The sequence below is a fragment of the Alloprevotella sp. OH1205_COT-284 genome (genome assembly GCF_003859795.1).
In the GTDB taxonomy this organism is placed as follows: domain Bacteria; phylum Bacteroidota; class Bacteroidia; order Bacteroidales; family Bacteroidaceae; genus Alloprevotella.
Genome location: NZ_RQYI01000021.1, coordinates 1 through 19,181, shown reverse-complemented (window position 1 = coordinate 19,181; position 19,181 = coordinate 1). Strand labels below are relative to the sequence as shown.

Annotated in this window: 13 protein-coding genes; 6 read left to right on the top strand and 7 right to left on the bottom strand. The window is 48.9% G+C overall.

The genetic code is table 11. The annotated features are described in order from the left end of the window. Nucleotides 1–90: 90 nt before the first annotated feature. Nucleotides 91–1,044 (bottom strand): homoserine O-succinyltransferase, encoded by a 954-nt coding sequence (locus EII14_RS06345; RefSeq protein WP_124931710.1) that lies wholly within the window; start codon nucleotides 1,042–1,044, stop codon nucleotides 91–93. Beyond that, nucleotides 995–2,941, bottom strand: coding sequence for an ABC-F family ATP-binding cassette domain-containing protein (locus EII14_RS06340; RefSeq protein ID WP_124931709.1), 1,947 nt, complete (start codon nucleotides 2,939–2,941; stop codon nucleotides 995–997). The genes EII14_RS06345 and EII14_RS06340 overlap by 50 nt, the downstream gene beginning before the upstream one ends. Nucleotides 2,942–3,127: 186 nt before the next feature. On the opposite strand from EII14_RS06340, the gene EII14_RS06335 reads away from it, so the two are divergent. The 3 genes from EII14_RS06335 to glgP all read left to right on the top strand — a co-directional run bounded on the left by EII14_RS06335 (nucleotide 3,128) and on the right by glgP (nucleotide 8,695). After that, nucleotides 3,128–4,066: a M23 family metallopeptidase gene (locus EII14_RS06335; protein ID WP_124931708.1), complete on the top strand. Its 939-nt coding sequence runs from the start codon at nucleotides 3,128–3,130 to the stop codon at nucleotides 4,064–4,066. A gap of 311 nt (nucleotides 4,067–4,377) precedes the next feature. Then, entirely contained in the window at nucleotides 4,378–6,042 is a 1,665-nt protein-coding gene (locus EII14_RS06330) for a glycosyltransferase (protein WP_124931707.1), read from the top strand. 16 nt (nucleotides 6,043–6,058) lie between these two features. Beyond that, nucleotides 6,059–8,695: an alpha-glucan family phosphorylase gene (gene glgP, locus EII14_RS06325; RefSeq protein WP_124931706.1), complete on the top strand. Its 2,637-nt coding sequence runs from the start codon at nucleotides 6,059–6,061 to the stop codon at nucleotides 8,693–8,695. A gap of 935 nt (nucleotides 8,696–9,630) precedes the next feature. On the opposite strand, the gene EII14_RS06320 is transcribed toward glgP, so the two are convergent. From EII14_RS06320 to EII14_RS06300, 5 genes are all read right to left on the bottom strand, one after another. After that, nucleotides 9,631–11,385, bottom strand: coding sequence for a bifunctional UDP-sugar hydrolase/5'-nucleotidase (locus EII14_RS06320; RefSeq protein WP_124931705.1), 1,755 nt, complete (start codon nucleotides 11,383–11,385; stop codon nucleotides 9,631–9,633). Next, nucleotides 11,382–11,870 carry a dihydrofolate reductase gene (locus EII14_RS06315; protein ID WP_124931704.1) on the bottom strand — a complete coding sequence of 163 codons (489 nt, stop codon included), beginning with the start codon at nucleotides 11,868–11,870 and terminating at the stop codon, nucleotides 11,382–11,384. The genes EII14_RS06320 and EII14_RS06315 overlap by 4 nt, the downstream gene beginning before the upstream one ends. A 39-nt stretch (nucleotides 11,871–11,909) precedes the next feature. Continuing rightward, nucleotides 11,910–12,704 (bottom strand): thymidylate synthase, encoded by a 795-nt coding sequence (locus tag EII14_RS06310; protein ID WP_124931703.1) that lies wholly within the window; start codon nucleotides 12,702–12,704, stop codon nucleotides 11,910–11,912. 244 nt (nucleotides 12,705–12,948) lie between these two features. Continuing rightward, a complete protein-coding gene (locus tag EII14_RS06305) occupies nucleotides 12,949–13,239 on the bottom strand; it encodes a DciA family protein (protein ID WP_124931702.1) in 291 nt (96 codons plus the stop codon). A 73-nt stretch (nucleotides 13,240–13,312) separates the two neighbouring features. After that, nucleotides 13,313–14,434 carry a DNA replication/repair protein RecF gene (locus EII14_RS06300; RefSeq protein WP_124931701.1) on the bottom strand — a complete coding sequence of 374 codons (1,122 nt, stop codon included), beginning with the start codon at nucleotides 14,432–14,434 and terminating at the stop codon, nucleotides 13,313–13,315. A 372-nt stretch (nucleotides 14,435–14,806) separates the two neighbouring features. Here EII14_RS06300 and EII14_RS06295 point away from each other — a divergent pair, with 372 nt between their 5' ends. The 3 genes from EII14_RS06295 (at nucleotide 14,807) to EII14_RS06285 (ending at nucleotide 18,980) form a co-directional block, all read left to right on the top strand. Next, a complete protein-coding gene (locus EII14_RS06295) occupies nucleotides 14,807–15,502 on the top strand; it encodes a tetratricopeptide repeat protein (RefSeq protein ID WP_124931700.1) in 696 nt (231 codons plus the stop codon). 128 nt (nucleotides 15,503–15,630) lie between these two features. Continuing rightward, nucleotides 15,631–16,113, top strand: a complete 483-nt coding sequence (gene ribH / locus EII14_RS06290; RefSeq protein ID WP_124931699.1) for a 6,7-dimethyl-8-ribityllumazine synthase — start codon at nucleotides 15,631–15,633, stop codon at nucleotides 16,111–16,113. A gap of 362 nt (nucleotides 16,114–16,475) precedes the next feature. Further along, the gene (locus EII14_RS06285) at nucleotides 16,476–18,980 is read left to right on the top strand and encodes a sodium/solute symporter (RefSeq protein ID WP_233569395.1); all 2,505 of its coding nucleotides are present in this window, start codon (nucleotides 16,476–16,478) and stop codon (nucleotides 18,978–18,980) included. The last annotated feature ends 201 nt before the right edge of the window (nucleotides 18,981–19,181 follow it).

Below are 19,181 nucleotides of genomic sequence, written 5' to 3'. Positions count from 1 at the left end.
AATATCGGGCGGATTGTTTTTAGAAACAAGAGGGTGGTGAGGGCAGTCTTCGCCGGCATTGTTATCGTCTATGGGCAATGGATGCCGACATCACAGGCTCTTCGCCCAATTTCGATAGAAGGTGAGAGCCGCTTCTCTCCAAGAGAAATTCACGCCGTGATCGGGTAGGTTGTTGATATAATAGTTTTCGGGAGGCAGAATGGGCAGGCCTTTCGATAAGTCGCGCCGATATTCTTTGTCGAGTGTGAAGGGTTCGTATTCAAGGTGGCCGACGGCAAAGACCTGCCGGCGTTCGTCGTCGGCAAGAAGTCCCAATCCCGTCTTTCCGCCGCCGGCAAGAATGGCCACGTCTTTCGGAAGTTCGGAAGACCGCACCTCGGTGTGACGGCTGTGGGGCATGGGAAACGTGTTCCCCAAATCTTGCATGAGCGGATGCCGGGAGAGAAAGACCGTTTGAGGAAAAATGCCGAACATCTTGTCGGCAAGAGGATGTTTCCGAACGCCGTAATGATAATAGAGAGCGGCTTGCGCAGCCCAACAAATATTGAGGGTTGAGGTGCTGTGCGTTTTGCTCCACTCCATGAGGGCACAAAGCTGCGGCCAATAATTCACGGCCTCAAAATCCATGTTTTCGAGCGGTGCACCGGTGATGATCAGGCCGTCCGTAAAGCGTTGCATCATGTTTTCGTCGAAATCCACATAGTGTGTATCGACATATTCCTGAGACGTAGTTTTATAGGTCTGTCCCGGAATTTTGATCAACGTGAGATTGATGTCAATGCCCGAAGCCGCCAACATGCGACACAAATCTTCTTCGGTGACACATTTCAGCGGCATGATGTTGAGCAACAATACGTTTTTGGCATGCGGAGCGTGTCCGACAGTGAGAGGAAGCCCCTCGGAACGTAAGGTGTCGAAAGCGGCGACGGCGGAGTTGAGATAGAGCATATTGGGAGAGAGGTTTTCGATGAGAGAAGAAGCCTCGACGGGCATATCAGCCGAGAGCCTCGACGGCTGCCGCCCAATCTTCTTCGGCGATTTCAAGCTGTTTCCGAAGTTCGCCGTGTCGCGTAAAGAGCTGTGCGTTTCCTGCCCCCTCGGGAGTCGCCATTTCGGCCTCCAAATCGGCCATTTCACTTTCGAGATGCTCCACTCGCTCTTCGGCCTTACGTACAGTCTGTTCGAGCTTTCGCCGAAGTTTGGCCTGTTCTTTTTGTTCGGCATAATTCATGGCGCCTTCCGAAAGGGTGGTTGGCGCAGACTTGGCTGGCGAGAGAGAGGCACTCGGCGAAGTTCCTCCGTTGTCGAGTGAGGTTGAAAGCGTATCGAGACTCTCAATGTCTTTTTTCTGCAAAAAATCGTAGATCCCTCCGATCCACTCACGCACTTTTCCTCCTCCGAATTCGTAGACCTTCGTGACCAATCCGTCGAGAAATTCACGATCGTGGCTCACAACGATCACCGTTCCTTCAAAGGATAGAATGGCTTCTTTCAACACGTCTTTGGTGCGAAGATCCAAATGGTTGGTCGGTTCGTCGAGAATGAGAAAATTGACCGGTTCGAGCAACAGTTTGATCATGGCCAGACGGCTGCGTTCACCGCCCGACAACACTTTCACTTTTTTCTCGGAGGCCTCTCCTCCAAACATGAAAGCACCGAGGATGTCGCGAATTTTAAGACGGATGTCCCCCTTGGCTACACGATCGATCGTGTCGAACACCGTGAGTTCGTCGTCAAGCAACTGAGCTTGGTTTTGTGCATAGTAGCCCACCTCGACATTATGACCGAGGCGAAGCGTTCCGGCGTGATCGATTTCCTGCATGATACACTTGACAAGCGTTGATTTCCCCTCACCGTTGCGTCCGACGAAAGCTACTTTTTCACCGCGTTTGATCGTCAAATCTACATCGGAAAACACATTGTGAGAGCCATAGCTCTTGCCAACGGATTCGCAAATCACGGGATAGTCGCCCGAACGGGAGCAAGGAGGGAACTTCAAATGCAGCTGCGAACGATCGATCTCATCAATGGCAATGGGAACGATCTTTTCGAGTTGTTTGATGCGGCTTTGCACCTGAACGGCTTTCGTGGGTTTGTAGCGAAAGCGTTCGATAAAGTCCTTTATCTCGGCAATTTCCTTTTGTTGATTTTCATAAGCTCGCAGCTGACTTTCGCGACGTTCGGCTCGCAGACGTACATATTCGTCATATTTCACTTTGTAGTCCACCACCTTTCCGCAAGAAATTTCGAGCGTTCGCGAAGTCACGTTGTTGATGAAAGCACGGTCGTGACTGACAAGAATCACCGCGCTGCTGCTTTTGCCTAAAAACTGCTCCAACCACCTGATGCTTTCGATGTCAAGATGATTGGTGGGCTCGTCAAGCAATAGCACATCGTGGTGCGACAAAAGAAGTTTGGCGAGTTCTATGCGCATGCGCCATCCACCCGAAAATTCACAGGTGGAACGCTCAAAGTCGGAGCGCAAAAAGCCCAAACCGCAAAGCGTGCGCTCGATTTCGGCATGATAATTTTGTGCGCCCAACATTTGCAGACGTTCGTTTTCACGACTGAAAGCCTCCACCAATTCCATATAGTCGGCAGAGTCGTAGTCGTCGCGTTCGGACAGTTCGTCGTTGAGGCGTTGCACCAAAGCACGAAGTTCGTGGATGTGGCCGAAAGCCTTTTCCACTTCGGCCATGACAGTGGTGTCGTCGCTCAGTTTCATCACTTGCGGCAAATAGCCCACACTCACATCACGCTGCCGAGCGACGCGTCCGTCTGTTGGCAACTGCAATCCTGCGAGTATTTTGAGCATGGTGCTTTTTCCGGCTCCGTTTTTGCCGACCAATGCCATACGCTCCCGACGATTGATCACAAAACTTACATCGGAAAAAAGAGGAGTCGCCGAAAACTCCACTTTAAGCTGTTCTACTGAAATCATTCTTTTTGTATATTTGCGTGCAAATTTACGAAGAAAACGCGGAAAAACGACGCGTGGGCGAAAGGCGTGCATCGAAATGCAAATAGGAACAAAGGTTTTTTATGTTTTTTATGGAAACAAGTGCTCATAAATTTGCCGTTAGTACAAAAAAATATTATTTTTGCAACCGAAAACCTACATTACCCCATGAAAGCCTTCTCTCCCAAATATATTTTATCAATTTTTCTGTTTTTAGGGTTCTCTACCGCTGTTTTCGGGCAAGATTTAATCGCACGCCAAGCCCCCATTGATCGAAGAATGAAATCGGTGGACTCGTTGGCGATCAATCGTGTCATAAAAAAAGTATTGAAGAAAAAACTCGAACTCAACGAGATTTATCCTTCGTGGAACACCTCGAAGGTGCATTGCTATAACGACGCCGAGATCCCCGAAACGTTCAACATTGACCTGAGAGGGTTCAAAATGCCTACGCCGAGCCGTTTGATCACATCAAGATTCGGCTATCGCCAATCTTTTCGCAGAATGCACAAAGGCTTGGACATTAAAGTCTATACCGGCGACACCATCGTTTCTGCTTTCGACGGAAAGGTGCGTATCGTAGACTACGAAGCTGCCGGCTACGGATACTATGTGGTGATTCGCCACCCCAACGGACTTGAAACCATTTACGGCCATTTATCCAAGCAGTTGGTGAAAGCCGGAGAGGAAGTAAAAGCCGGAGATGTGATCGGTCTGGGAGGAAACACCGGACGCTCTTTCGGTTCGCACCTTCACTTTGAAACTCGTTTTTTGGGCATCGCCATCAATCCGGAATTGATGTTCGACTTTGTCAATCAAGACGTCACCGGAGATTTCTTTGTGTTCAGAAACAGCGACTGCAATCGTGGCGTGTTGGCTCATGCCTCCACCTCTACCTCAAAACGTGACGAATTCCTACAAGGCGGACACGCTACCGCACACCAAAACGAAGATGCCACTCCGGCCGGAAAGTTCTATCAGGTGAAACGAGGCGACAATCTCAGTAACATTGCCGGAAAAATTGGAGTTTCGGTCGACAATCTTTGTCGCTTGAACGGCATTCGGAAAAACTCCAAACTAAAACCCGGACAAATTTTGCGGTATTGAACGGCTTTCCCTTTTGGGACAACCACCATTGTTTTGCGAAAGATTTATTGTGTAGAACATTAAATGTTATCTCCACTGCGCTTCAAGTACCTTATAATAAATCCGCTTCAATCACTCATATCGTGCACAGGCCATTTGCCTGCTGCACGTTTTTTGTCGCTTGAAATTGATAAAAGAGTGCTTTTCAATGATCTATTGGTATGGCAAAATGCGATGGAAGCTGTTGCCGTTTTTGTTTTAAGGATAGAAAATTTATGAAGTTCTCCTTTTATTTACTATTTTTGCAGTGATAACAAGAATATAAATAAAACATGCCGAATCAAAAGAAACTTCCCAATGTCATATTTGAAACGAGTTGGGAAGTCTGTAATAAAGTCGGAGGAATTTACACTGTTCTTTCGACACGAGCCAAAACCCTCAAAGAGCAGTTTGAAGACCAATTGATATTTATCGGCCCCGATCTGCTCGACAAAACAGACAACGAGCTTTTCACGGAAAACAAGCGATTGTATGCCAACTGGCGAAAGGCCGCTCTGCAACAAGGTTTGAAAGTCCGTATAGGACGTTGGAACATACCGGGAACCCCCGTAGCGGTATTGGTCGACTTCCAACCTTTTTTTGAAGCCAAAGACCAAATTTACGCTCAGGCTTGGGAGCTTTTCCAAGTCGATTCTCTCCACGCTTACGGAGACTACGATGAGGCCTCTATGTTTTCTTATGCTGCCGGTCGTTTTGTCGAAATCGTTGTGAGCGAATTTCTTCAACAACAAAATATCATCTATCAGGCACACGAATGGATGTCCGGTTTGGGCATGCTGTTTTTGCAACATGCCTGTCCCAACGTGCGCACGATCTTCACGACCCACGCCACAAGCATCGGCCGCTCCATTGCCGGCAACAACAAGCAACTCTACGAATATTTCGACGGCTACAACGGCGACCAAATGGCTGCCGAGTTGAACATGGAAGCCAAGCACAGCATCGAAAAACAAAGTGCTCATCGGGCAGACTGTTTTACCACCGTGTCCGATTTCACCGACCGAGAATGTCGGCAACTCCTCGATAAAGCGGCCGACGTGGTGCTCCCCAATGGTTTTGAACTCGATTTCGTACCCAAAGGTTCTGCATTCACCGCCAAACGAAAAACCGCTCGAAAACTTCTGCTAAAAGTCGCCGGAGCACTCATCGGAGAAGCCTTGAATGAAGAAACTCTCATCATCTCCACCTCCGGGCGCAACGATTTCCGATGCAAAGGTTTCGACGTCTATTTGGAATCCATGCGCCTGCTCAACGAAGAATTGCGCGGCGGCTCCCAAAAAGTGCTTTCTCTCATCGAAGTTCCCTGTTGGGTCTACGGTGCACGTCCCGATCTGCAAGAGCGTCTTCAATCTCCGGGAGCCAAAGAAAGCCGTTTCGACGGTGCTCTTCCGACGCCGATGATCAGCCATGATCTCTATAACCTCAACGAAGACAGAATTCTTTGCTTGATGAAAGATTTGGGGTTGGACAATCGCGCCGACAACAACGTGAAAGTCATACTCATTCCGTGCTATCTCGACGGTCACGACGGAATATTCGATATGCACTACTACGATCTTCTCGCCGCCAACGACCTCACCCTATATCCCTCCTACTACGAACCTTGGGGCTACACCCCTCTCGAAAGTGTAGCTTTCAAAACCCCTTGCGTCACGACCGACCTGAGCGGTTTCGGACAATGGGTGAACAGCGTGTTGGGCAAATCCGGCAATCTGACCGACGGTGTGCGTGTGTTACACCGCGATGATCGAAACTATCACGAATGTGCCGAAGAAATGTGTCACTGCGTGGTCGAATATCTGAATGCCAACAAGGCCGAACGCGACAAGATGCGTCGCAATGCAGCCAAATTTGCAGACAAAGCACAATGGAAACATTTCGTGACCTACTATTATCAAGCCTACGATTTCGCCCTCAATCAATCTCACAAAAAATAATTATCAGCATCATATCATGAACGTGAAAATCACCAATTCCAATCACCCCACTTGGAAAACCGTGACCGTTAAAAGTCACATTCCCAATGCACTGAAACCCCTTGAAGAGATAGCCCACAACCTTTGGTTCTGCTGGAACCAAGAAGCACTCGACTTGTTCAAAAGCCTCGATGCCAAATTGTGGGAAGAAGTAGACCAAAATCCCGTCGAACTGCTCAACCGCATCCCCTACGCCCGTCTCAAAGAGATGAGTGCCGACGCAGAGATTTCCGCCCGTGTCGAAAAGGTGTATAAGCTCTTCCGAGCCTATATGGACGAAAAGCCCGATCCCAAACGCGCCTCCGTGGCCTACCTCTGCATGGAGTATGGCATGAACCACAACGTCAAGATCTACTCCGGAGGTCTTGGAGTATTGGCCGGCGACTATGTCAAAGAAGCCTCCGACTCCAATGTAGACATGTGCGCCGTCGGCTTTCTCTATCGCTTCGGCTACTTCACCCAAAGCCTTTCGATGGACGGTCAGCAAATCGCCAACTATGAAGCACAAGACTTCGACCGCATGCCTATCGAGCGTGTCCTTGACGAAAAAGGCAACCAAGTCGTTGTCGACGTTCCCTTCCCGACTTTCACCGTTCATGCCCTCGTTTGGCGCGTGAATGTCGGCAGAGTACCCCTCTATCTGCTCGACACCGACAACGAGATGAACTCCGAATATGACCGCAGCATCACCCACAGCCTTTACGGAGGTGACTGGGAGAACCGCATGAAACAAGAGTATCTGCTCGGCATCGGCGGTATTCTTGCCCTCAAAAAACTCGGTATCCGCAAAGACGTATATCACTGCAACGAAGGACACGCCGCATTGGCCAATGTGCAACGCTTGGTCGATTTCGTCGAAAGTGGTCTTAATTTCGACGAAGCTCTCGAACTCGTACGCGCCAGTTCGCTCTACACCGTACACACCCCCGTGCCTGCCGGACACGACTACTTCGACGAAGGTCTTTGCGGAAAATACCTCGGTCAATATCCTGCCAAACTTGGCATCACTTGGGATGAATTTATGGGCTTGGGACGCCAAAATCCCGACGACAAGGGCGAACGCTTCTGCATGTCTACGTTCTTGTGCAAAACCTGCCAAGAGGTCAATGGCGTGAGCTGGCTTCACGGCAAGGTTTCTCAAATGATGTTCAAGCCCATTTGGCCGGGCTATCTGCCCGACGAAGCCCACCGCGAGCACCAAATCCTCTCCCACGACGAATACGAAGAAATTTACAACGTCAATCCCCACGAGAGCCACGTCGGCTACGTCACCAACGGCGTACACTATCCTTCGTGGTGCGCCAGCGAGTGGAAAGCTGTTCACAAAAAATATTTCGGCGAGCAATTCATCAAAGACCAAAGCAACCAAAGCCTTTGGGAGAACATCTACAACGTGCCCGACCAAGAAGTTTGGGCAACCCGTGTCGCGCTCAAAAACAAACTCATCGACTATATTCGCGATCGTTTCCGCGACAGCTGGTTGCGCAACCAAGGCGATCCGGCGCGCGTCATGTCGCTCCTCGACAAGATTAACCCCAATGCCCTCATCATCGGTTTTGCCCGTCGCTTCGCCACCTATAAGCGCGCCCACCTGCTCTTCTCCGATCTCGACCGCTTGGCCAAGATTGTGAACAATCCCGACTATCCTGTTCAATTCCTTTTCGCAGGAAAAGCCCACCCCGCAGACGGAGCCGGACAAGGACTCATCAAAAAGATACACGACATTTCGATGCGTCCCGAATTTATCGGAAAAATCATCTTCCTTGACAACTACGACATGGAGTTGGCACGTCGCCTCGTCAGCGGTGTCGATATTTGGATGAACACCCCCACACGTCCGCTCGAAGCCTCCGGCACTTCGGGAGAGAAAGCCCTGATGAATGGTGTTGTCAATCTCTCCGTTCTCGACGGTTGGTGGTACGAAGGCTATCGCCCCGGAGCCGGTTGGGCACTCACCGACAAGCGCACCTACACCAATCAGGAACAACAAGACAAACTTGATGCGGCTACGATCTACGGACTTCTCGAAAGCGAAATCATTCCTCTCTATTACAGCCGAGGAGCAAAAGGTTATAGCGAAGGTTGGGTGAAAACGGTCAAAAACTCCATCGCCCAAATCGCACCGCACTACACGATGAAACGACAACTCGACGATTACTACACACGTTTCTACAATCCTCTCCGCGATCGCTTTTCGATCATCTCGGCCGAAAACAACCGCATCGCTCGCGAAATTGCCTCTTGGAAAGAAGCTGTGGCTTGTCGTTGGGACAGCATCAAAGTTGTAGAAAGCAATTTTGGTGAAGGCTTCTATGGCGGAACACTCGTCAGCGACAAAGAGTTTGTTGTCACTCACGTTGTCGATGAGCAAGGGCTCGACGACGCCATCGGCATCGATCTCGTCGTTCTCCGACAAGATCCCGAAACCGGGCACGATGTGATCTACAAAACTTTCCCCATGCAGGTCATCAAGAACGAAGGCAATCTCTACACCTTCGAGTTGAAAACCGCAATCGAAATGGCCGGTTCTTTCCGTACCGCCTTCCGCATGTACCCCAAGAACAAGCACCTCACCTCTCGTCAGGATTTGTGCTACGTTCGTTGGTTCGGCTAAACAGCAAAACCCAATGAAGTTTCGGGCTGTGTCAGACCTCACGTTTGACACAGCCTTGTTTTTTCTCTTTGTCTATTTTGCCAACGTCCGCCTTTCCCAACCCAAAAGCAAATCAATGAGAAGTTGAGAATTTAGATCAGAGATAGAATTTTCTACTCGTTGCTTGGAAATTTCTACTCGTTACCCCGTTTGCGCTACGCCTTAGGTAAGATGCGCCCCGCCGCATTGCAATATCTGGGGACAAGGCGAAGAGGAAGTGAAGCCATTCTTCGTAAGAAAGAAGTAACTTTCTACCCCCTTACAGGGAGTTTTTCTTCTTTTTGTCTACATTGTCTACATTTCCTTTGTAAGTTGCAGATATATAATCTGTTGTGAATGTAGACAATACAAACGAAATACTACATTCGTCATTACAACCTACACAACCGTATCGGGAAGTCGTGCGGATGCCCGAAGTAGCTCGTGTAGGCTGTGTAGGTTTGGGGAAAATTTGTCTACATTCCTTTTTATCTGTGCTTCAAGGACTTAACTTCTTTCAGTGTATGATCGTATATTGTCTGTCTACACTTTCATCTTGCTGAAATTCAGGGGTATGTAAGGCGTAGTGTAGGTTTTCGACGTTTTTACGAAAAAACATCGGATACGCCCCCATAATGGGCAATCCCCCCCCTTAAAAAACACTATTGATGCGCCCAAAGGTGCGTTCGGCCGCATCACGGAGAAATAGGGGAACGGAGGCTTTTTGAAACTTACGGCAAAAGATGCTTTTGCAAAAATATAAAGTCATCGCCAAACTCTTCGTCAAAGAGCTTGGCGATGACACGATGATGAAATCGGAGAAACGATTGGAGGGTTGCCTTTCGAGAGAAACGAGGGGGAGAGGCAAGAGGGAAGAGGGAAAACACAGAGTGTGATCAGCAGTTTTTTTGATCGGGCTATTTGAATAGAATTTCCGCATCTCGTTCCGAAGCATTTGCCGCCCAACCTTCCGGTATGAAACGCCAATGGAAAAGAGGGAGAGCATTCAGTTTCTTATGTTGGGAGATGTCCTCCATGATGTAGTGGCGAATATCATGAGGAAGCGTGCGGATGATGCGTTGTTTGAGTTCACTTTGCGGAATGTGTGCACCATGCGTCAGTAAATCGCCTCCTCCGGCAGCCCGATAAGAGTTGATGGCGACACTATATGTCTTGTTGGGGTAAAACTGCTTGCCGTCGGCCATTGATTTCACCTGTATTTTTTGCCCTTTCGGTTTCCGCAGATCGACGGTGTATTTGATGCCGGCCGCGGATGAGAAATTATAGGCCGAACTCTTCAAACGCTGCCAACGTTGTGGCAAATGCTCGGCATCGCTTCGCAAGGGCAGCATGTGATCGGTGGGGGAGTTCATCTGCCGAGTCCAGCGAGCATAGCTTTCTTCGAGGTAATTGACGATTTCGTACCCTTTCAGTTTCATGACGCAAAGTTTGTTCTCGTATTTGTACAGTTTGAACATATCGGCCACTTTGATGTCGCCGATCGGTATGACGGCGTCAAAAGACAGAGGGGCGGCAAAAGAGATTTCGGCACCGGTGAGAGATAATTGCAGTTGGTGTATGTAATCGACAATGGCAGAAGAGCCGAACAACGCAGTGCGGGCGTCGATGAGGTTGGAGTTGTTCCCGATGACGCGTTCGGTGTAGTTTTTCACTTCTTCAAACTCTTTGCGGAAGGTTTCGGTGAATGCAGTGTCCGGTGTCAAAGAGCGAACGTCTATGATGCTGCCTTTCACTTGTTTCTTGGCAATCTTTTTGTTTTCATCCAGCAATAAGGTGAAGTCCGCTTGTGCGACGTGGAAAGCGTTGTCGGCAGGATTGAGTAGAACCACCTTTTTCCCCGAAAGTTTATTGACAACCGTGCGAGAGGCTATTCTATGGTCGTGTCCGCAGAACACGACATCGATGTCGGGCACCAATTCTGCCACTTGAACGGAGGCGTTTTCGAGCATCTTTTCTTGGCTGTTTTCGGGGCCGACTCCGCTATGTATCAGTGCAATGATGATGTCTGCCTTTCCGGCTCTGCGAATGATGGGCACGATGCGTTGGGCGGTCGAAACGAGGTCGCGAAACTCCAAGCCTTTACAGATGTTTTCGGGAAGCCAACGAGGAGTGCCGGGCGTAGTGAGTCCGATGACGCCGATGCGTATATCTCCCACTTTTTCTATGATGTAGGAGGTGAGGTAGTTTTTGCTTTTTTCCGTGTCAAAGACATTCGCTCCCAATACGACAAACGCGCAATCGTTCATCCAGCGATCGTAGTGAGGCCGCCCGATTTCGATGTCGTGATTTCCCATTGTGGCGCAGAGATAGTCCAAATGATTGAGCATCCGTGCGGCAAGATGAGGAGTTTGGGTATTGACGTAATTATAATAGTAGGCCGAAGGCTGTCCTTGCAAGAGATCTCCGTTGTCGAGCATCACGACGTTGAATCTGCCTTGTTTTTCTCGAAGCATTTTTACATAGGTCGCCACACGACTCAGTCCGCCCTCCGCGGGCTTTTGTTCGATGAAATCGTACGGAAAAAAGTTGCCATGTACGTCGGAGGTGGCAAGAACGGAGAAACGCAGTTCACGAGCGTTTGAATTGGAAACAGCAGGCACGACGGAATTTAGAAAGAGGAAAAAAGAGAGTAGGCAGTTGATTTTTTTCATTTTCGGAGATAATCGGCAAAGGTAAAAGCGTGTTCGTTCAGAGCGTCTGCAAGATGTTTTTCTTTGAAAACGCACTCCCATTCTTTGAAATCGATCGGTGGAAAAAAAGTATCGGCTTCCGCCGGCGTGGCGTGAATGTGGGTGAGGCAAAGCCGATCGGCGAGGGGAAGAGCTTCGGCATAAACCTTTGCTCCTCCGATGACGAAAATCTCTTGTTCTTCCCTGCATGCTTCGAGGGCGGCAGATAGAGAAGGGTAGATTTCGGTGTTGTCCCATGGGTCGGACACCGTTTGGGAAATCACGATGTTGCGCCGATTGGGCAATGCTCCTTTGGGGAGAGATTCAAATGTGCGCCGCCCCATGATAATGGTATTTCCCGTGGTCAAACGCTTGAAGCGCAGCAGGTCTTCGCGTAGCGGATAAAGCAACCGATTGCGAAAACCGATTCCTCCATTTTCTGCCAAGGCACAAATTATAGTAAGCATGCGGAATAAAAGAAAGGGTAAAACGGAAAAAAGAGGCAACTACACAGATACTTTTGCCGGAATATGAGGGTGGGCGATGTAGTTGTCTATGCGGAAATCTTCGTAACGAAAATCAAAGATGTTGTCGATTTTCGGATTGATGAACATCGTGGGGAGTGCAAAGGGCGTGCGTTCAAGTTGAGTGTGTGCCTGTTGCAGGTGGTCGTTGTAGAGGTGTGTGTCGCCGGTGGTGTAGACGAACTCTCCGGGGCGAAGCCCGCAGACTTGTGCCATCATCATGGTGAGCAGGGCATAAGAGGCAATGTTGAAAGGCACTCCCAAAAACAAGTCGGCGGAACGCTGATAGAGCTGACAAGACAAACGCCCCTCGGCCACGTAGAACTGAAACAGCAGGTGGCAGGGCGGAAGAGCCATTTGGTCGAGTGCTGCCACGTTCCACGCGCTGACAATGAGGCGACGACTGTCGGGAGTTTCGCGAATTTGCCGCACGACTTCCGTGATTTGGTCGATATGCCCGCCGTTGTAGTCCGGCCACGATCTCCATTGACTGCCGTAAACGGGGCCTAAATTGCCGTTTTCGTCTGCCCATTCGTTCCAAATGCGTACTCCGTTGTCTTGAAGATATTTCACATTGGTGTCGCCTTTCAAAAACCAAAGCAATTCGTGGATGATGCTTTTTAAGTGGAGCTTTTTGGTTGTGAGCAGCGGAAAACCGGCTTCGAGATCAAATCTCATCTGATGGCCGAAAATCGAGATTGTGCCGGTGCCGGTGCGGTCGCCTTTGGCGGTTCCTTCGTTCAGAACACGTTGTAGTAATTGCAGGTATTGTTTCATATAGTTCGGCCTTGAATATTTTCGTTTGCGGCTTCGTTTCTTTGTACGTCAAGAGGAGGACGTGTGAAGACGATCGTGAAACGGAAGTCTGTTCAGCGTCGGGGAAACGCAGAGGCAAAGGTAGTGTTTTTTTTCATATATCGAAATCGCGCGGACGAATACTTGCTCTCCTTGTTGCGAAAAGAGCAGGAAACCGCATGTCGTGTTTTTGTGCAAAAGGCCGATGTCTTTTCAAACGACGATCTCAATAGAGTTTCAAATCGTTGATCAGCTGCGATTTCACCGTTTCGTTCAGCTTGCGAACAATTTGCTGCCGTTGCATGTGTAGATGCGCTCTCAGCGTTGCAGAGTCTACTTTCACCCATAGGGTTTGTTGGTAAATTCGCTCGGCACGGGTTTGAGAGGCCGCCTCTTTTCCGACGACCGTCGGCCAAGCCTGTATCAACCGATGTTGTAATAAAGGCGTTTCAAGTCCGCTGCTGCGTAGAAACAGTTGCAAGGCGTCTTGAATGGATTGTTCTTTCGTTCTTTTCATGACGATGTGTTTTTTGCGTCCGGCTCACCTCGGCGATGCCCGAAGGGTCGGCAAAAAGCGTTTCGGCCTTGCCCTACGTTTGGGAGGAAATCATCAATTCGCTGACTTTTCCCTTGTCTACTTGAAAGAGCTTGTAGCTGCGTGTCGTGGCTGCCAAAATCCGATCTAAATGTTCTCGGTTGGTGTCGGTGATGAAGATCTGTCCGAAGGTGTCCCCGCTGACATAGTCCACGATTCGTCCCACTCTCCCTGCGTCCAATTTGTCGAAAATGTCGTCGAGCAGAAGAATGGGCAATTTCTGTTTGCCTTGCATCTTTAAGTATAAGAATTGCGACAATTTCATGGCAATGAAAAACGTCTTGGTCTGCCCTTGCGAGCCTTCCTTGCGAATGCTGTATCCGTTCATGAGCAGATTTAGGTCGTCTTTATGAGGGCCATACAGCGTGTAGCCCAAAATCTTTTCTTTCTCTCTGCCTTTTTGCAGGAGCGATAATAAGTCGCCGCGTTCTCCGTGGCTTTCATAAATAATATCGACCTTTTCATCCGTGCGATTACACAGACGGGCATACATCTCTTTGAAAATGGGCAAGAAGTCGCGTATGGTGTTTTGACGCTCTGCGTATATTATTTCTGCGTCGGCCGCCATCATCTCTTCCAACACTCCACACACACACCAGTCCGTTTCGTTTTCTTGTTTTAAGAGGGCATTTCGTTGCTGCAATGTTTTGTTGTAGCGAATCAAGGCTTCCGTGTAGCGTGTCGATGTCTGCGTGATGACGATGTCCAGAAATTTTCTTCTTTCCTCGCTTCCTCCTGCAATCAACATACTGTCGGAGGGCGAAATCATGACCAGCGGGATCAGGCCGAGATGTTCGCTCAGACGTTTATATTCCTTGTCGTTGCGTTTCATTCTTTTGCGCTGTCCGCGTTTGATGCCGCAAGAAATGATTTCTTCCTCTCCCGAATGATTTCGATAGCGTCCTTGCAGCATCGAGAAGTCCGCTTCGTGTCGTATGCATTGGCTGTCGGTTTGGGTAGATGCGCTCTTGCCGAAAGAGAGAAAATACACGGCATCCAAAACATTGGTTTTTCCCATGCCGTTGGCACCAATCAGGCAATTCACATTTGGAGACAAACTCAAATCGGCTTGTTCGAGGTTTTTATAGTTCAGAATGGAAAGCTCTTCTAAAATCATGCGGTAAAGTTCATTTCTGTTCAGTAGGCGTTGAGCATGAATTGATATTGGATTTGCTCTTGTTTTTCGTCAGTCTGCCGGCGAGCAGAAGGAGCGGCGGGCTACACGACTGGTCGCCAATGGCGGAATGGTGAAAACGAAAGGCAAAGATGAGGTCAAAGAAAAACAACGGTCTACGAAGAAGTGTCGTTTTATTTTCAATACCTGCTTGATATGCAAAATTAGCGGTGTGAAATTAAAAATCGAAGAAAAAGCCCTTATTTTTCTGCCGTGGGTTAAAAAAAAAGGTTTTTCCTTCGTCAATCTCCTATAATATAGTAATTTTGCGCCACATTGTGTGATAATCGTCTGCATATATAAATAAAACATATCATGAGCCAACAGAATCAAATCCTCGACGTAAACGAAACCATCGCCAAGTCAGAAGCATTCATTGCTAAGTACAAGAAAATTCTCATCCTTTCGGCCGTAGCCATTGCTGCCGTTGTGGCATTGGGAGTGGGGGCTGTTTATTATCTTAATGCCCAAAACGAAAAAGCCCAAGCTGAAATTGCGCTCGGTCAGAAGTATTTCGTTACCGGTGAGTGGGACAAAGCCCTCAAAGGCGATGGCGCAACTTTCAAAGGTTATGAGAAAATCGCATCTGACTATGCTTTTACCGATGCGGCCAACATCGCCCATCTTTACGTAGGTCTTTCTTATTTCAACAAAGGAGAATACAAAAAGGCCATTGAGCATTTGGAGGCTTTCTCTCCCAAAGGAGATGCCAGCATTTCGCCCAACGCTCTTGCTGCATTGGCAAATGCTTATGTTGCCGAAAAGCAGTTGGATAAGGCTGTTTCTTACTTCAAAAAGGCTGCTGACAAAGCCGACAATCCCGCTCTATCGCCGCTGTATCTCATACAAGCCGGAGAAATCCTTGAAAGCCAAAACAAAAAGGAGGAAGCCAACAAAATTTACACCAAAATCAAAACAGATTATCCCACCAGCCAATATTCCATGGTGAACGACCAAAACGGAGCCGTGGTCGGTGCTGAAATCGACAAATATATTCAACGTACGCAGTAAGCCGACGTGATCGTTTGTTTTTAGACGAAATATAAATCAACAACTATAAAACGAGGAATTAGGACAGAGCCATCTTTGGAAGAGCTTGTGCTGCCTAATTCCTCTTTTTTCTTTTTTCTTTTTTCGACATGTCCGATTTTAATTTTCTTGACAACACCTCAAACAGTATTCCCGATGCTTCTTTTATGCGTTTCGGGATCATTACGACCGAATGGAACAGCCACATCACAGAGGAAATGCTCAACAATGCCATCAAGACGCTTCTTCAACACGGGGTGGCCGAAACCAACATTACCGTACGGCGTGTGCCGGGAAGTTTTGAATTGATTTACGGTTGTTCTCAATTTGCCCAACATGGTTATATCGACGCCATTATCGCCATAGGCTGCGTGATCAAGGGCGATACGCCCCATTTCGACTATATTTGCGAAGGCACGACCCAAGGACTTGTAAAACTCAATGCCACCGGAAAAATTCCTATCATCAACGGCGTCCTCACGGTCAATACCGAAGCGCAAGCCTTGGAACGTTCGGGAACGAAGATGAACAAAGGAAAGGAGTTTGCCATAACGGCCATCAAGATGGTGGACTTTATGAAGTCTTTTGAATAAGCCTTTTCCGTTTTTCGCTGCAAACGATTGCCCGCCAAAGAGAATTGCTCCGTGACCCGAAGGGAGGGAGAAATGACTTTGGGAGGGCAATCTGTTCGGACAACAGGCAGAATGGCATCCTTTGCCTTTCATCGTGAGTTGTCTGCCTCATTTTTCTGTTCTTACCGTAAGGGCACGGTGTGCGAAAGAGCCGTTGCTTTTTCTTGTTTTTCCAAATCGTTCGTTTATCTGTTTCGACGAAGTCGGGCAGTACCTTTTCCTCAAAAAATACCATGAAAAAAGCCTTCTTCTTGCTGTGTGTGTTGTGTTTGTTTTTTTTGAACGATGTTTCAGCAAACAAACAAGTGAATGCATATAACAGATTGTCTTTTAGAACTGTTGCTCCGTTGGAAGTAAGTTCCGGTCAAGGTGTGTCGGGTGCTTTTTCGGGAGTGCTTTCGGATAAAATCGTGTTGGCCGGCGGATGCAATTTTCCGCATGCCTCTGCGGCCGAAGGAGGAGAAAAAGTGTTTTATGACCAAATCTTCGTGCTCGACGGAAACACTTGGAAAAACGCTGGCCGTCTGCCTCGCCCTTTGGCCTATGGTGCTTGTGTGACCACTCGATCCGGAGTGCTTTGCCTCGGAGGGTTTGACGGCCGAAAGGCATACGCCGATGTGGGCTTGTTGCAGTGGGAGGAAAAAGAAAGGCGTTGCGTTTATCGGCAACTTCCGCCGATGCCCGAAGAGCGTTACAACGGAACGGCCGCTTGGGGCAACGACGGATACGTTTATGTGGCCGGCGGAACCGACGGCAGCGGGAAACTCTTGCGCACCTGCCACCGCATGAACCTGTCGGCGAAAAATCCTACTTGGGAGGCACTGCCGCCTCTGCCTGTCGAAGGACTGATTCAGCCCACTTCCGTCGTGCAGAATGGTGCAACGGGGGCATTGTTTCTTGTCTTGGGCGGTTTTGAGGATGCTGCCCTCGGCACGAGTCGAATGGGCTTTGTGTTGGATATCAGGCAGATGTGCTGGCGGAAAACCTCTCCTATGGTCTCATCGGCAAAAGAGATCGCTTTGGTGGGAGCGTCTGCCGTGGCTTCCGGCAGCCAGTTCGTTATTTGTTTCGGCGGAGTCGATAAAGAGATCTTCGAGAAGGCGTTGCGCCGAGAGTGGGGAGAGGATTATTTGAAACACCCCGAAGATTGGTATCGTTTCAGAAAGCATGTTTTGGTCTACAACACCATTACCGATGCTTGGACGGAAGGGGAAGCCTCTCCTTTGTTGGCGCGTGCCGGGGCTTCCGTTGTGCCTTTCAACGGAGAGTGGGTTGTTGTCAATGGCGAATCCAAGCCCGGCATTCGCTCGACGGCGGTGACTGCCGTCAAGATGTCGTCGAGTGCCGAATTTGGTTGGCTCAATCAAGTCGTTTTGGTGGCTTATCTGTTGGGTATGGTGGCACTTGGCTACTACTTCATGAAACGCGAAAACGGAGCCGACGACTTTTTCAAAGGAGGCGGCCGCATTCCTTGGTGGGCGGCCGGAATCAGCATCTATGCGACGATGCTCTCGGCCATTACCTACATGGCCTATCCGGCCAAGGCATTTGCCACCGATTGGACTTACTATCCCATGTTGGTGACGATCTTGTTGGTTTCTTTCCCCGTGATCCACTACTATCTTCCATTCTTTCGCCGGCTGCAAGTCACGTCGGCCTATGAGTATCTCGAACAGCGTTTCAACACCACCATTCGCCTGATGGCTTCTGCTCTTTTTATTGTTTTCATGGTGGCACGCATGGCACTCGTGCTCTATTTGCCTTCATTGGCGTTGACGGCCGTGACGGGCATCGACATCTATATTTGCATCGTCCTCATGGCTGTCATTACCATTCTTTATTGCACAATGGGAGGTGTTGAAGCTGTGGTGTGGGGCGATGTCGTTCAGGGTTTTATCTTGGTCGGAGGTGCGGTGCTCGCCGTGATCTATCTCGTTGTCGGCACCGAAGGCGGCGTGAGCGGATTTTGGACGATCGCCACGGCCGACGATAAGTTTCGTTTGTTTGATTGGAGTTTGTCTTATAAAAGTGCGACATTTTGGGTAATCATCATCGGTGGAATGGCCAACAATCTGATTTCCTATACCTCGGATCAAACAGTGATTCAACGTTATCTCACGACAAAAGACGAGAAAGCAGCTCGGCGTTCTATTTTGATGAATGGTGTGATGAGCGTGTTTGTCAGCATCGTGTTTTTTGTGATTGGTGCAGGATTGTACACCTATTTCAAAACGCATCCGGCGGAGATGGATTTCACCATGACAAAAAACGACATTATCTTTCCTTTCTACATCATGAGTAAGCTCCCGGCCGGTGTGGCTGGGTTGCTCATTGCAGCCATTTTCTCGGCCACAATGAGCACGATTTCGAGCAACATCAACTCTGTGGCCACGGCTTTTTCCATTGATTTTTATAAGCGTTATCGTCCCTCGGCCGACAGCCGAAAACTGTTGTTTTGCGCCCGAACTTCCAGCCTCGTTGCCGGTTTTGTCGGTATGCTGATAGCCTTGCTTATGGCCACTTGGGACATCATCTCGCTGCTCGATTTCTTCCAAGAAATCCTCGGTTTGCTCTCTTCCGGATTGGGCGGTTTGTTTCTGATGGGTATTTTCTTCCCCCGCATCGGCGGCAAAGCGGCGTTGTGGGGTTTCCTGAGCGGTGTGTGTGCCGTTTTTCTTACGAAATATTTCACGGAGGCTTCATTCCTGCTTTACGGTGCCATTGGGTTGGTGGTCAGTGTAATGGTGGCTTTGCTGATTTCTTTTGTGCTCAAAGAAGCACGTCCTGCTGACGGTCTGACTTGGAAAACCTTGCGCACGGACGCATAAGGAGAACTTGAAATCGGAGCAATGTTTTTTTCGACGGCATGTCGGAAAAAGATGTGTTCTACTTTTTGAGCGAAAAGAGCCGGAGAAAACCGAAGGCCTGCGAGAGGAGTGGAAAATTCTACTCGTTACTTAGAATTTTCTACTCGTTACTTAGAATTTTCTACTCGTTACTTAGAATTTTCTACTCGTTACTTAGAATTT